This window comes from Methylocystis sp. ATCC 49242 (genome assembly GCF_000188155.2).
In the GTDB taxonomy this organism is placed as follows: Bacteria; Pseudomonadota; Alphaproteobacteria; order Rhizobiales; family Beijerinckiaceae; genus Methylocystis.
The window spans coordinates 779,551-793,289 of record NZ_KE124774.1 but is presented as its reverse complement, the minus strand read 5'-3'; the positions used below and the strand labels follow the sequence as shown (position 1 = coordinate 793,289).

General features: G+C 63.6%; 12 protein-coding genes. 3 read left to right on the top strand and 9 right to left on the bottom strand.

Annotation, left to right across the window (positions count from 1 at the left end; all coding sequences use genetic code 11):
* Nucleotide 1: 1 nt before the first annotated feature.
* Both metG and MET49242_RS05660 read right to left on the bottom strand, forming a co-directional pair.
* Complete coding sequence (gene metG / locus MET49242_RS05665; protein WP_084678910.1) at nt 2-1,564, bottom strand: methionine--tRNA ligase; 1,563 nt, start codon at nt 1,562-1,564, stop codon at nt 2-4.
* A gap of 56 nt (nt 1,565-1,620) precedes the next feature.
* Nucleotides 1,621-2,067: a hypothetical protein gene (locus MET49242_RS05660; RefSeq protein WP_036281282.1), complete on the bottom strand. Its 447-nt coding sequence runs from the start codon at nt 2,065-2,067 to the stop codon at nt 1,621-1,623.
* 122 nt (nt 2,068-2,189) lie between these two features.
* Between MET49242_RS05660 and MET49242_RS05655 the strand changes: the two genes are divergently transcribed.
* On the top strand, nt 2,190-2,429 hold the full coding sequence (locus tag MET49242_RS05655) for a hypothetical protein (protein WP_036281280.1): 240 nt from the start codon (nt 2,190-2,192) through the stop codon (nt 2,427-2,429).
* Here the strand turns inward: MET49242_RS05655 and MET49242_RS05650 are convergent.
* Entirely contained in the window at nt 2,401-3,621 is a 1,221-nt protein-coding gene (locus MET49242_RS05650) for an MFS transporter (RefSeq protein ID WP_036281277.1), read from the bottom strand. The genes MET49242_RS05655 and MET49242_RS05650 overlap by 29 nt on opposite strands.
* An 80-nt stretch (nt 3,622-3,701) precedes the next feature.
* Here MET49242_RS05650 and hemC point away from each other — a divergent pair, with 80 nt between their 5' ends.
* Nucleotides 3,702-4,628 carry a hydroxymethylbilane synthase gene (hemC, locus tag MET49242_RS05645; RefSeq protein WP_036281275.1) on the top strand — a complete coding sequence of 309 codons (927 nt, stop codon included), beginning with the start codon at nt 3,702-3,704 and terminating at the stop codon, nt 4,626-4,628.
* Nucleotides 4,625-5,323, top strand: a complete 699-nt coding sequence (locus tag MET49242_RS05640) for a uroporphyrinogen-III synthase (RefSeq protein ID WP_036281273.1) — start codon at nt 4,625-4,627, stop codon at nt 5,321-5,323. The genes hemC and MET49242_RS05640 overlap by 4 nt, the downstream gene beginning before the upstream one ends.
* Here the strand turns inward: MET49242_RS05640 and MET49242_RS05635 are convergent.
* The 6 genes from MET49242_RS05635 to MET49242_RS05610 form a co-directional block, all read right to left on the bottom strand.
* Complete coding sequence (locus tag MET49242_RS05635) at nt 5,320-6,870, bottom strand: serine hydrolase (RefSeq protein ID WP_036287089.1); 1,551 nt, start codon at nt 6,868-6,870, stop codon at nt 5,320-5,322. The two genes, MET49242_RS05640 and MET49242_RS05635, sit on opposite strands and share 4 nt — an antisense overlap.
* Nucleotides 6,871-6,915: 45 nt before the next feature.
* Entirely contained in the window at nt 6,916-8,325 is a 1,410-nt protein-coding gene (gene cysG, locus MET49242_RS05630) for a siroheme synthase CysG (RefSeq protein WP_036281271.1), read from the bottom strand.
* Nucleotides 8,326-8,511: 186 nt separating this feature from the next.
* Nucleotides 8,512-10,959, bottom strand: coding sequence for a TonB-dependent siderophore receptor (locus tag MET49242_RS05625; protein WP_084678908.1), 2,448 nt, complete (start codon nt 10,957-10,959; stop codon nt 8,512-8,514).
* Between the two features lie 296 nt (nt 10,960-11,255).
* A complete protein-coding gene (locus MET49242_RS05620) occupies nt 11,256-11,654 on the bottom strand; it encodes a cytochrome c-554 (RefSeq protein ID WP_036281268.1) in 399 nt (132 codons plus the stop codon).
* Between the two features lie 219 nt (nt 11,655-11,873).
* Nucleotides 11,874-12,497, bottom strand: a complete 624-nt coding sequence (locus MET49242_RS05615) for an alpha-ketoglutarate-dependent dioxygenase AlkB (RefSeq protein WP_036287084.1) — start codon at nt 12,495-12,497, stop codon at nt 11,874-11,876.
* An 84-nt stretch (nt 12,498-12,581) separates the two neighbouring features.
* Nucleotides 12,582-13,619 (bottom strand): hypothetical protein, encoded by a 1,038-nt coding sequence (locus MET49242_RS05610; protein ID WP_036281266.1) that lies wholly within the window; start codon nt 13,617-13,619, stop codon nt 12,582-12,584.
* Nucleotides 13,620-13,739 lie beyond the last annotated feature (120 nt).

Below are 13,739 nucleotides of genomic sequence, written 5' to 3'. Positions count from 1 at the left end.
GCTATGCCTGCGCCTCTTCCTCCACAAAGCGCGGAAACACCGGCGCCGGGGGCGGCAGCGGCGCGCCTTCCTGAAGGGCGTTCGCTGGGTCGGCATGCGCGAAATCGCGTTCGTCCGGGCCGACGCCGAGGAGGTCCAGCAGTTTGCCCGCCGCATCCGGAATGAACGGCTGCAACGGGATCGCGAGGCGCCGCAGGGTCTCCGCCGTCACGTAGAGGATCGTCTCCATCCGCGCCGGGTCGGTCTTCTTCTTCGACCACGGCTCTTCGCCGGCGAAGTAGCGATTCGCCTCGGCCACGACGCGGAAGATTTCCGCCAGCGCGTGATGCGGGGCATAGTCGTTCATCGCCGTGCGGGCCTTGTCGAGCGCGATGGCGGCTTGGGCGAGAATGTCCCTGTCCGCGTCCGTCAGTTCGCCCTTCTTCGGAACCGCGCCGGCGCAATTCTTCCCAATCATCGACAGAGAGCGCTGCGCCAGATTGCCGAGATCATTGGCGAGGTCCGCATTGATGCGGTTCACGATCGCTTCGTGCGAATAATTGCCGTCCTGACCAAAGGGTATTTCGCGCAGGAAGAAGTAACGCAGCTGATCGACGCCATAGCGCTCCGCGAGCTCCAGCGGATCGACGACATTGCCGAGCGACTTCGACATCTTCTCGCCGCGCGAGAACAGGAAGCCATGCACCACGATCTGTTTCGGCAGCGGCGCGCCGGCCGAGAGCAGGAATGACGGCCAGTAGATCGCGTGAAAGCGCGTGATGTCCTTGCCGATGACGTGGGCGTCGGCGGGCCAGAAGCGGGCGCGCTCGCCTTTCCCCGTCAGCCAGCCCGTCGCGGTGATGTAATTGGTCAGCGCGTCCACCCAGACGTACATCACGTGGTTGGCTGTGGTCTGCGGACTCGGCGGTATCGGGATGCCCCAGTCGAATGTGGTGCGCGAAACGGAGAGATCCGAGAGGCCGCGCTTCACGAAGGCGATGATCTCGTTCCTGTAATGCTCGGGCGTGATGAAATCGGGATTGGCCTCATAATGGGCCAGCAGCTTCCCGGCATATGCCGAGAGCCTGAAGAACCAGCTTTCTTCCTCGACCCATTCCACCGGCGTGCCGGTCGGCGCGAATTTCTTGCCCTCTCGCTCCGTGAGTTCGCTTTCGTCGTAATAGGCCTCGTCGCGGACGGAATACCAGCCGGAATATTTCGACAGATAGATGTCGCCATTGGCCTCCATGCGCCGCCAGATTTCGAGAACCGTCTCCTTGTGGCGCTCCTGCGTCGTGCGGACGATGTCGTCGGCCCGGGCGTTCAGCGCCTCTCCCATGCGCGCGAACTGCGCGGCGGTGCGGTCGGCGAGCCCCTGCGGCGTCAACCCCTCCTTTTCGGCCGTGCGCTGCATCTTCTGGCCGTGCTCGTCCATTCCGGTGACGAAGAGAACGTCATAGCCGTCGAGCCGCTTGAAACGCGCGAAGGCGTCCGTGGCGATGCGCTCATAGGCATGGCCGATGTGGGGCGCGCCATTCGCGTAAGGAATGGCCGTGGAGATCATATAGGTGGGGCGCTCAGACATGGGCTGCGAGATAGCGCGCTTTTGCGATGCGGGGAAGCGTCGCCCCGACTGTTATTTTACCCCAGCGAACAGGAAGCCTTGCCCCTGAGCGTGATGACCCTGTTTTCGCCGGCGCCTTCGCCTGGCGTGAAGCTCACTTTCAGCTCATAGGGGCCGCGATAGCTCCCCGCGCTGGTCGCCTTCGTATCGATGACCAGTTCGAAACTCGCGAAATGTCCCTTGTCGCGCTCCATGTAGGCGTGGAGCTTCAATTCCCGGCCATGCGCCCATGAATGCGGCAGATTCTCGCCGGTCAGCCTGACCTTCCGAAAGTCTTCGGGGACGCCTTTGGCGACGATCTCGAACTCGCCCTTGACCTGCATCAGTCCCGGAAGGGTCCCCATGAGCGCGCCGAGATGGCCATTCAAAGATTTGTCGGCGATCTCGCAGACGAGATTGGCGGTCGCGCAAGCCGGCGACAGGCCGGCGGCGAGGAGGAAGATCGCAGCGGATACAAGTCGCATCAAGTTAATCTCCCTGAAATATGCACGGAAGAATAACGGCTTGGCGAAAGCGGCGAAAGAGCGCGAATCGACTCCCCTTCCCGCTCGTCGCGCGTTATCCTAACTGCGCAGGGAGCGTCGGTATGAGCGTAATGAAAGCCCCCCGGGACATCGCCCGTCGGCTCGGCGAAAGAAGCCGCGCGCGCGGCGACGGCTGGCGGCGCGAGACCTTCACGCTCCCGCGTCTGGACGCCCGCGCCAAGGCGCGTGAGTGGTTCGAGCGCTACCCCAAGGCCGCCTATATGACCGAGATCGAATTCTGGCGCGAACTCGACGACGGACGTATAGAATTCGTCATCCGCCGCCTTCCGAGCGCCGACTGAAGACCCGCGCCTGGCTCAGCAGCGCGATCAGCACGGCGATGGCGATGGCCGCCCAGCCATAGGCGAAAGTCCCCGTCGCATCGCGCAGCGCGCCGAAGGCCGGCGGCGCCAGCACCACGAAGACCTGATTGATCGCCATCGCGAAGCCGATCGTGAAACCGACTCCGCCGCGTGGCGCGGCCTCGCTTACGAGCGCGATCCATGGCCCGTACCAGCCGAAGCCGAAGAAGCCGAGCCACGCCGCAAGCGCCGCCACGAGCCACAAAGGCGCGCCCGGCGCTGCGATATAGGCCGCTATTCCGACGACAATCGCGCCCATGCTCATCGCCAGCGGGAAGAAGCGCCCGCGGCGGCTGCGGTCGCTCCACGCGGCGAGGATTATGCGGGCGATCGCGCCTGCGAATTGCGCGACGAAAAGCAGTTTCGTTCCGGTCTCGGCTGGAATGCCGAAACGGTCGCGCAAATCCAGCGGCAGGTAGACGGTTATGCAGAACTGCACAGTCACAAGCGCAACGCCGGGCGTTACGATCCGCGGCAGTCGCGGCGCGAGTTCCGCGAGCCGCTCCCGCCAGTGACCGTGGCTTCGCTTGCGCTCCCGCAAGGGGTCCGGCGGCGGGCGATAGAGAAACGCGAACAACCAGCCGCTCGCGAGCGCGGCGAGGGCCCCGAGTTCGAAGGCCGCCCGCCAGCCATGTCGCGCCGCAGCCGCAGGCAGGATCAGCGCCGCCAGCGCCGCGCCGAGCGGCAGGCCCGCCTGCCTGATCCCCATGGCGAAGCCGCGCGTGGCGGGTAAAAACCAAGCGGCGACCACCTTCCCGCCGCCCGGCTGCACGGTGCAATAGCCGATGCTGGCCACCACGAGCCAGGCCAGGACGTCGCTGAAACTTTGCGCGCGTCCGGCGCCGAAGAGCGAAGCCGCGACCATTGTCGCGCCAACGCCGACGATGATCCGCTCGCTGAACCGGTCGAGCAGCAGTCCGGCGACGAGCAGCCCCACAATCGGCGTGGTCTGCGCGGCGGACATGGTCAGCCCCACCTGCGCCGCGTCCAGACCGAAGGCCGCCTGCAGGGCCGGGCCCAGAGCGCCGAGCCCCTGCACCAGAAAGCACCCGCCCGTCTGCGCGAGGGTCGCGAGGGCCAGCACGGCCCAGCGGTAGGCGCTCTGGCGTTCGTCGGCGGCGCTTGTGGTCACAGATATCTCCCCGCGTCTGCGGCTTGCCCTTCCCGCCCGCGCCCCTATAGTCCCGCGCAACTCGTTACACAGGAAAGTTCATGACGGTCAGAAGCCTACGCATCGGCACGCGCGGCAGCCCGCTTGCGCTCGCGCAGACCCATATGATCCGGGCCGCGCTTGCACAAGCGCATGGCGTCGCCGAGGATCATTTCGCGATCGAGATCATCAAGACGACCGGAGACCAGATTCAGGACCGGCCGCTTTCGGAGTCGGGCGGCAAGGGCCTTTTCACCAAGGAGCTGGACTCGGCCCTCATCGCCGGGGACATCGACCTCGCGGTTCATTCCTCGAAAGACCTGCCGACGCATCTGCCGGCCGAGATCGTCATCGCCGGCTATCTGCCGCGCGAGGACGCCCGCGACGCATGGATCGGCCGCAATGGCGTGACGCTCGATCAGCTTCCCGCCGGCGCCGTTGTCGGCACCGCCTCGCTGCGCCGCGCGGCGCAGGTGAAGCGCCTCCGTCCTGACGTGCAGACCACTCTCCTGCGCGGCAACGTCCATACGCGGCTCAACAAGGTCGAGCGCGGCGAAATCGACGCAACGCTCCTCGCGCTCGCAGGGCTGAAGCGCCTCGGTCTCGCCGACCGCGCGACGGCGCTTCTGCCGCTCGACGATTTTCCGCCGGCTGTCGGACAGGGCGCCATCGGGATCACCTCCCGCGCCAATGACCCCGAGACGCGCGCCGCGCTGGCGCCGCTGCTCGACGAAGCGACCGCCCTCGCCCTCCTCGCCGAGCGCGCGTTCCTCGCCGCGCTCGACGGCTCGTGCCGCACGCCCATCGCGGGCCATGCAACCGTGAAGGACGGCGACCTCACCTTTTATGGCGAGGTGCTCAAGGCCGACGGAAGCGAGGTCTGGATCGTGCGCCGCCACGGCCGCGCCATCGACGCCGCGATGATCGGCGCCGACGCCGGCAATGAGATCGTGCTGAAGCTACCGCATGGCGTCGCGGGGTTGATGTGAAGCGCGTGCTCGTGCTGCGCGCGCGGGAAGACGCTGCGCGCACATCGGAAAAATTGCGTGCGCTCGGGTTTGAGTCCGTGCTCTCGCCGGTGCTGGAGATCGTCGCGACGGGCGCCGCGATTCCGTCAGGCGAATTTGACGCCGTGCTGGCGTCGAGCGCCAAGGGCGTCGAATGCGCAGGGAATATATCGGCACTGCTGCGCCTGCCCTTCCACGCCGTTGGCGCCAAGACGGCGAAGGCCGCCGAGACGCGGGGCTGGCGGCCCGATATCGTCGCGGGCAACGCCGAGGCGATCCTTCCGCTGCTCCTTGCGCGATATGCTCAACCGGCGCATTTCCTTTACCTCGCCGGCCGCGACCGGCAGGCCGCGCTGGAAGCCGGGTTGCGCGCGGCGGGGCATCGCGTCACGGCGGTCGATGTATATGCAGCCCGCGCCGCCACTGCGCTTGGGGAAGACGCGCGCCGCGCCCTCGCAGCGGGCGACATAGACATTGCGCTGCACTATTCACGCCGCAGCGTCGAAATTTTCCTCGCGCTCGCCGAAGCGGTCGGGCTGACGCCCCGCCTCGGGGGCGTCACGCATCTCGCTCTGTCGGATGACGTCGCCACGCCGCTTCGAGCCATCGCGCTCGAGCCTCGGGTCGCGCAAAAGCCAAATGAAGAGCGGCTGCTCGCGCTGTTGCGACAGGTTTAGGCGCGCACGAAAACGCCCTGACCGTCTTCATTGAAATAATCGATCGTCACGGACGTCGCTTTATCACTTCCGTCCAGCGTAAATCTCACAGCGCTGGGGCCGCCGGCGTTCTCGCCGGGAGGTTGGAATGTAAAGATGTTCCTATCATAATGACGCATAACGTAAGGCATAAGTCGTGGTCCGATCCTGACAGCGAGATCGTTTACGTCTTGCGTAATGGCGATCGGCCCATAGAGGTCGTTGTTGTATTTTCCGAGATAGGCCGACAGCGCGGCGGGCGGCGCGGCGCCGATGGGCGGCTTTGCATAATCGGCGTCGCGGCCATACGCAGGCTGCATCATCTTCGCGAAGACGCCGCCAAAGAGCGTCAGCCAGTCCCTTTCAACCTTCCCCGCAAAGACCAGATTGAAGAAGCTCCGGCAAATCGCCTCGGGCGCGCCAACGGGCGAGGAGTTGCTCAGCACCACGATGCCGAGCTTTTCCGAGGGCGAGACGCTGACGCAGGTCGCGGCGCCGAGCGCAAAAGCGCCGGAATGACCCCACCGTACTAACGGATGTTCGTTATAACCGATGTCCCAACCGAGCCCGTAAAATCCCGGAGCGGTCGTCATCGGATCCGCCGCCGGCTTGCTGACGACCTGCGGACGATGGCTTGCGTCGAGCGCCCCTGCCTTCACGATCTCACGCCCCTCGACGACTCCCCGGCCAAGTTGCAGCCGAAGCCAGGCAGCCATGTCGCGGGCCGATGAACTCACGCCGCCCGCCGGCGATTGCGCGTCGGGATTGCGTTGCTCGCCAACGACCCATGCGCCATTCCTGCGAACATGGCCAAAAGCCCTGTTTGCGCGCGCGGTAAAATCCGCATGACGCGAACTCGTGCTGGACATGCCGAGAGGGCGATACAGGCGCTCGGCGGAAAGCTCCTCCCACGATTTCCCTGTCGCCCTGGCCGCGGCCACCGCCGCCGCCGTAAACCCGAAATTGTTGTAGGCGTAGGACGCGCGAAAAGCTCCCGCCGGTTTGACAAATCTCAGACGATGCAGGATTTCGCCGCGATCATAGCCGATGTCTTCCAGCAGGTCGCCGGCGTGGTCCGGCAGGCCGCTGCGATGGCAGAACATGTCCCGCAGCGTGATTTCGCGCGTCACCCAAGCATCGCTCATCGCGAAACCCGGATCATGCCGCACGATCTTGTCGTCCCACGACACGACGCCGTCGCCCACGAGTCCGGCGACGACCGTCGTCGCCAGCGGCTTGGAGAGCGACGCCAGCGCAAAGACCGTGTCGGCGTCGACTGGCTCCGGGCTCCCTGCCCGCCGCACGCCGAAGCCCTTGAGATAAACGACGCGATTATGACTGACGACCGCGACGGACATTCCGGGGACGCCGGTCTTTTTCATCGTGTCGGCGACGAGACGATCGAGAGCGGGAAGATGACGTTCGACGGCGTCACGCGGCGCCGTCGGTCTGACGCGCGCATGGGCAAAGCCCGGCGCCAGCAAGCCAAAGCCTGACGACAGCAATATATCGCGTCTCGAAATCGGCATCCCGCGCTCCGCCTGATAAAAGCCAGGCGCCACACTAGAACCGAATTAGTTTTCCACCAAAGCCCAACCGATCAGCACCATCACCGGCCCGACGAGCGACTCTCCCGCAACCTTCTCCGGAAGATCGGCGATCGTGCCCTTGATGATCCGCTCGTCGGGCGTCGAGGCCCGCTCGATCACAAAGGCCGGCGTGTCATGCGCCATGCCTTCCTGCAGAAGCCTTCGCGAGAGGGTGGGCAATGTGCGATTGCCCATATAGACCGCCGTCGTGGCGCGCTTGTCGGCGAGCGCGCCCCAGTCGAAATCCTCGGGGAATTCGCCGTCCTTTGTATGAGCGGTGATGAACTGCACGCGGCGGGCGGTCTCGCGGCTCGTCAGCGACGCCCCAAGAGCTGCGGCCCCGGCGCAGGCGGCCGTGACGCCCGGCACGATCTCGATGGTGAAACCCGCCTCGCGCAGCGCGGCGATTTCCTCATTGGCGCGGCCGAATATCAACGGGTCGCCGCCCTTCAGTCGCACGACATTCTTGCCCGCGCGGGCCAGCTCGACGAGGAGGGAAGTGATCTCCTCCTGTCGCACCGATGGGGCATAGCCCCGCTTGCCCACGTTGATGCGCGTCGCCTCGCGGCGGGCAAAATCGAGAATGCTCGCCGGCACGAGATCGTCGAAAAGGACGACGTCTGCGCCCGCCAGCGCTCGCATGCCCTTGAGCGTGACCAGTTCGGGATCGCCCGGCCCCGCACCGACGAGAGTCACGCGGCCCCGCGCGGCGTCGTCGCCGGCAGCGCGCGCCTCGGCCAGCAGGGCGTCGCGGTCGTGGTCGGTCGGCGCCCGCTCGATGTCGCGGAAAGCGAGGCGCGTGAAGCGACGCCAGAAGTCCCGCCGCGCGAGAAAGTCCAGGCCCGAGGCCAGCACCTGCGGGCGCCACGCCTGCGCCGCCTTCGCCCAGGCGGCGAAAGTCGCCGGCACGAGCGACTCGATCCGCCCGCGAACGGCCTGCGCGAATACGGGCGACGCGCCGCCGGTCGAAACCCCAATCACGAGGGGCGAGCGGTTGACGATGGCGCCCATGATGAAATCGCTCATCGACGGCCGGTCGGCCAGATTCAGCGGCACGCCAGCCGCAGTCGCCGCGGCGCGGGCGGCCTCCGCCTCGGCGTCGTCGAAGGTCGAGCCGAAAGCGAGAGCCACGCCGGTAAAATCGGCGGCTTCGGCCGGTCGCGCATGCAATGCGACATTGTCCCGTCCGGCGGCGATCTCACGCAGTTTTTCGCATGGCTCCAGCGCAAATACGTCGACCTGCGCCCCGGTGGCGGCGGCGAGATCGACCTTCCAGGCGGCCCCCTCCCCGCCGCCGATGACGATGACCCGCTTGCCGGCAAGCGGATAGAACACCGGCAGCGTCTCGAGGGGCTGCATGAGGTCGGATGATACTTCGTCGGGTCGGCGGGTCATGGCGCTCTTGTAGCCGTCGCGCGGCGCGGGAGGCCGATCGCCTCGCCTGCTCCGCGTTTACGGATGTGACTGACGCCGCTCCTATAGTCCATCCCAAGACGGGAAGCGAGACGCCAGCGCCGCTCTCCTGGTGGCGCGAGATGCTGGAGAACCCGTTGAGGGTTCAACCAGCATCATGCGCGCTTCCTAGAACTTCGCGTTGATCGTCACGAAGGCCGACCGCGGCGCGCCGGGCATGATGTTGTTGTTGTTGTGCGCCGAGGCGTAGTAGTTCGCGCCGAGAATATTTTCGATATTCACCTGTCCGGAAATATTCTCGTTGATCTTCACATAGACGGCGCCGTCGAAGCGGGCGTAGCCCGGGATGATCACGGCGTTGTCCAGCGACGCATAGAACTTGTCGTTGTAGATCATGCCGCCGCCAAGTCCGAGCATGCCCGGATTGAGGCCGAAGATCGAGGACACGTCGTATTTGTTCCAGAAGGTGAAAGTGTTCTTGGGAACCGACGGAACGACCTTGCCCTTTTCGGTAAAGAACGGCGCGCTGCTGCTGCCGGTGATGATTTGAGATAGGACCGCATTTCTGTCGGAACTCGTGACATAGGCGCCCTGATTGCCGTAGCCGACCGACACCTCCCACTGGTCCGTCACATAGCCGACGAGCGCCAGTTCGCCGCCGTTGGTCTGCGTGTTGGTGAGCACATTGTAGAAGGCGTTGATGTTGATCGGCTGGTTGGTGCGGTTGAGCTGGTAGATCGCGCCCGTGAACAGCAGTCGCGGCGTGATCTCGGCCTTGAAGCCCGCTTCGATATTTTCAAAGCCCTGCGGCTGCAACGTCGACGAGGAGACAGATATCGTGGTGAACTGATCGCCGGAGGCGGGCAGGAACGAGCGCGAGTAGCTGCCGTAAAGCGAGAGCTGCTCGAAGGGCTTGAACACCAGACCAAAGCGCGGCGACCAGCGATTGCTGTTGCTGTAAATCGTCTGGCCCCAGTAGTTGTCGAAGGTCGGCTTGGCGTTCGGAAGATTGTTGACGAATTTGAGATTGAAGCTGTCGTAGCGAACGCCGGCGATCACGTCGAAATATTTCGTGACCGCGATCTGGTCCTGCACGTAGCCGGCCGCGAGATCGAGATCCGTGTGACGGCGGAACTTGGGATTGTTGAAGACAACCGGATTCCAGATCGTCGGGAAGCCATAGAAAGTGTTGATCGAGCTGGAGCCAGTGAAGAAGTTGTTGAACCGCGCATTGTTGCGGTTCGAGTCGGACTTCTGGTTGCCGAACTCCATGCCCGCAAGGAATGTGTGCCGGATCTCCGGGGTCATCTGGAATTTATAAGTAATGTCGGTCTGATTGAAGATGTTCTGCCGCGGCGTTTCGTTGTTGTAACCCGAGATGTTCACGCAGGGCGGAACCGTTCCGCCGCAGCCGCCGCCCGTGAACTGGACAGCAGAGTTGGCGAAGGTGTTCTGATAGAACTTCGCGTAATTCGCGAAGACTGTCTGGTTCTTGATGTTGACGCCGAAATCCGTGGTGTGGTCGAGCATGAGGGCAGCGCGATCAACGTCGACCTTGGCGTAATTGGCGTCGGGATTGCCGAAGAAGGTCCAGCTGTTCGTCGGAGCCGGATATCCCTGGAAGATGTTGGTGAAGCCGAGTTTCTGGATATCCAGAATCGGCTGCGCCTGATTGAAATTCGCTGAAGGAATGCCGCGGTCGAGGAAACGGTCGTCGTGGTAATGCTCGTAGCTGAGCGTCACGAAGGTCTTGTCGAGCGGCTTCCAGGTGAAGGTCGGATTGATTCCGTACCGCTGCATGTCGAAGAAGTTGCGGTAGCTGTATGACTGCTCGTAGAGCCCATTGATGCGGAAGGCCAGCGTGTCTGAAATGGCCTGACCCACATCCACGGTCACGCGCTTGCGGCCGAAGCTGCCCGTGCTCACCTGCACGTTGCGCAGCGTCTCGCCATCAGCCTTCTTCGTCACGCGGTTGACGACGCCGCCGCCGCCGCCGCGGCCGAAGATCAGCGCGCTCGGACCCTTGAGGACCTCGACGGCCTGCATGTTGTAGAGGTCGCGATAATATTCCGCGTCGTCGCGCACGCCGTCCGTGTAGAAGTCGGCGGTGGTCGGTTGTCCGCGAATGGTGATCTGGTCGCGCTGGCCCTCGCCCTGCGCAACGGTCACGCCCGGCACATAGGTCAGCGCCTGATTCAGCGTCAGGCTGTTGCGGTCCTGAAGCTGCTGCTGCGTGATGATCGTGATGGACTGCGGAATGTCCATGATCGGCGTGTCGGTCTTGGTCGCGGTCGAGGTGCCGCGCGCCAGATAGCCGACGACGCCGGTCGGCCCGCGCCAGATATGCTGGCCTGGCGGCACGAAGGGAGCCGGGCCCGAGGCGGGACCGGGAACCGCAGGCCCGGAGGAAGCGGCGACTGCGGGAGCCGAAGTTCTGGGCGCCGCCGCGCGCGGCGTTCCCGACCTTGAAACCTGACGGCGTCCGCCGACGTCGATACCGGGCAAAACCTGTTGGGCCCGCGCAGCGTCGTTATAAATCGCCAATGCGGCGCTGAGCGCGCAGAGGCTGACCAAGGGGCGACGAATACGCTTCGCGGGCAAGGAAACAGGCGTCATGGCGGGCTCCAAAGGAACAACTGGCGCAAGAGTCGTGACAGGACTCAAGCTGCGGTCTGTTTCTCAAGTATTCTTAGGATATGATTTCCGTCAACGCGCGCCAGCTGATGTTGGAAGTCTTGTAAAAAGATGCCGTCTATTGGCGCAAAGCAGTCAAAACGCCTTTGTTGGAATTGTTTCATTGCCTACAAAAGTAATTGTTCTTGACTGTGGCAAATTCGATACAGCGCTGGCGGCGCGCCAAAAAAAAACGGCCCCGGAGGGCCGCTTCTCTGGATCGCGAAAGATCCTGATTCTTACTTCTTCTTTCCGTCGGCGCCGAACTGGGCGATGTAGGCCCAGACGTTCTCCTGGTCGCCGTCGGAAGCGAGACCCTGGAAGATCATCTTCGTGCCGGGGACCTTGGCCTTCGGGTTCTTGATGAACTCCTTGAAGGACGCCTCGTCCCACGCGATGCCGGAGGCCTTCATCGGCTCGGAATAGTTGTAGCCCTCAACCGAGCCAGCCTTGCGGCCGTCGATGCCGTTGAGCTGCGGCGCGACGGCGTTCTTGGCGCCTTCGCCAACCTGATGGCAGGCTTTGCACTTGGCGAAGACCTTCTCGCCCGCCGCGGCGTCGCCGCCAGCGAAAGCCTGGCCGGCGGAAGCGGCGAAAGCGACGCTCGCAGCGAACGTCAGCAGGGAAATCGTCTTCATCCTTGTTCCTTTCCTCATCTCGGCGTCCACTTCAGCGTCCGCCCTTTTCTTGAAACGCGCCTGGCCAAAAGTTGGCGCCTCTGTGGCGCTCTTTAGACGACTTCGAAACTACAACGAAGGTGCGCCCCGAGACAATACGCCAGACCCCGACTCTCGAACGGTTGGGAGATTATCCCGTGCGCAGTGAACCGAAGCTGAACCGCGATCCGCGGTCGGCGCTCATGTAACACGACGCAAAGTGAGGTTGACCCGCGCGCCCACCCCTGCGAGCGGCGCCGGCAATTCGGCGTGGACAGTCGGCAGGATGCGGTCGACGCCATGAAAAGAGCGGCGTGACGGGCCGGAGAGAACGAGCGCGTCGCCGGCGGCAAGCACGAAGGCGATCGACTTGTCGGCCCGGCGCGGACCGCTCAGCCGGAAGCGGCAATCGGCGCCGAGCGACAGGGAGAGTATCGGCGCGTCGAAGTCCGCTTCGTCGCGGTCCTGATGCAGACCCATTTTCGCGTCGTCCGAATAGACGTTGACGAGGCAGGCCTCGGGCGGCTTCGGATAGCCCGTCAACGCGTCCCAAGTATCGAGCAGCATTTGCGGCATCGGGGGCCAGGGCTCGCTCGTCTCGGGATGGCGCGGCTCGTAGCGATAGCCCTTGTCCTTGTCGCTCATCCAGCCGAGCGGCCCGCAATTGGTCATGCGCACCGACATCGGCAGGCCGCTCTTCGGCATTAGCGACACGAAGAGCGGCGCCTGCGCGATGACCTCCGCGATCTCCCGCGCAAGGGCCTCCTGCGCCCGGCCATCGAGAAAGCCGGGATAATGGAACGCGCCGGGAGCGATTTCGGGCATCAGCGCCAAGTTTTGACGAGGGTCATCATTGACCGCTTCATACGCCTTCGCGCCGCGGATTCGAAGAGGATCGCGGCGGAACCGTCAGCGCCTCAGGGAATCGCTCACGGCGTTGCCGGTGACGATCGCGTTGTGCAGATACATCATCTCGGGCGAGATCGTGCTCGCCAACCGGCCGGAAGCCGCCATTTTCCCCGCCCTCGACGCGCCGACTTTGGCAAGCCCGCTGACGCCGTCCTTCGGAGGACCAAAGGAGATCAGCAGGCGACTGGTGTCCGTTCTGCTGGCGGCGAACAGCTTTCCACTCGTCGTCGATACGCGCACGAGATTCCATGTCGGCGTCGCGTTGGCGTTGAAGGAAAGGATAAAGTCGATTTCATGCGTAATCGCCGTTATCGGATCGGTGGGAAACTCCGTATTACGGCAGCGAGGGTCGGCCGCTATCGTTTCGGTGGAAAACGGCAGGGAAGTTTCTTGCTCGCGCGCGGCTCGGCCAAGGAACGCGCATTTCTTTATCGGCTCCAGAACATCGTCGAGCCAATCGTCTATCTTCAGGTCCGCTTCAATCGTGATCCCGCCGATAGTGTAGCAGGGCTTATTGAGGTCTTCGTCTTCCTCGTCGACGAACTGGCTGAAGGGATAGGCGAATGTCACGATGTCTTCCCGGCTGGTGTCATATTTGATTCCGCCGCCGAATCCGAAGCTGTAATCCTGACTGACAACGCGCACGGGGTCCCAAAAGTCGTTTATCCCGACATAATTATTTACCATGTTCGGTGTCTTGATCGAGACGCCGGGATTGAACTCTATACTGTCGTCAATACGCAATGTGAGCGTAATCAGGGAGTTCCATTTCTCGAACCATTGGAGTTTTCTCTTGCCGTTCTCTCCAAACCGGTCGCCGACCCGCGTCCGGCCGTCGCCGAAGAGCTGAACTCTTACCGCCCTGCGTATTTCGCACTGAACGCCGCGGATGACGTCATAAAGTATTCGCTTTTTCCGTTCGTGACCGAGCAGCGCGCCCGCCTCCGGAACAATGCATCCGGCAAGACCCGACGCCATGACGCTGATCGCGGCTATACAAGCGATGAACTTGAATGGATGCGACTTTGAATCGCGCATGTGAAACGCCCTCTGCAATAAAATCGAAAACGAGAAACATTGTATACAATTTGTTAGGATTCGCGGCGGCCGCGCAACCTGCAAAGAAACGCAATAAAACGAATATCGGGCAGTGTTGCG

What these genes read in the sequence shown, in the direction of transcription:
- MET49242_RS05635 (WP_036287089.1), bottom strand. Translation starts at nt 6,870, where the DNA reads ATGCCGATTTCGAGACGCGATATATTGCTGTCGTCAGGCTTTGGCTTG.
- MET49242_RS05655 (WP_036281280.1), top strand. Translation starts at nt 2,190, where the DNA reads ATGAGCGTAATGAAAGCCCCCCGGGACATCGCCCGTCGGCTCGGCGAA.
- metG (WP_084678910.1), bottom strand. Translation starts at nt 1,564, where the DNA reads ATGTCTGAGCGCCCCACCTATATGATCTCCACGGCCATTCCTTACGCG.
- MET49242_RS05660 (WP_036281282.1), bottom strand. Translation starts at nt 2,067, where the DNA reads ATGCGACTTGTATCCGCTGCGATCTTCCTCCTCGCCGCCGGCCTGTCG.
- MET49242_RS05610 (WP_036281266.1), bottom strand. Translation starts at nt 13,619, where the DNA reads ATGCGCGATTCAAAGTCGCATCCATTCAAGTTCATCGCTTGTATAGCC.
- MET49242_RS05620 (WP_036281268.1), bottom strand. Translation starts at nt 11,654, where the DNA reads ATGAAGACGATTTCCCTGCTGACGTTCGCTGCGAGCGTCGCTTTCGCC.
- hemC (WP_036281275.1), top strand. Translation starts at nt 3,702, where the DNA reads ATGACGGTCAGAAGCCTACGCATCGGCACGCGCGGCAGCCCGCTTGCG.
- cysG (WP_036281271.1), bottom strand. Translation starts at nt 8,325, where the DNA reads ATGACCCGCCGACCCGACGAAGTATCATCCGACCTCATGCAGCCCCTC.
- MET49242_RS05615 (WP_036287084.1), bottom strand. Translation starts at nt 12,497, where the DNA reads ATGCCCGAAATCGCTCCCGGCGCGTTCCATTATCCCGGCTTTCTCGAT.
- MET49242_RS05625 (WP_084678908.1), bottom strand. Translation starts at nt 10,959, where the DNA reads ATGACGCCTGTTTCCTTGCCCGCGAAGCGTATTCGTCGCCCCTTGGTC.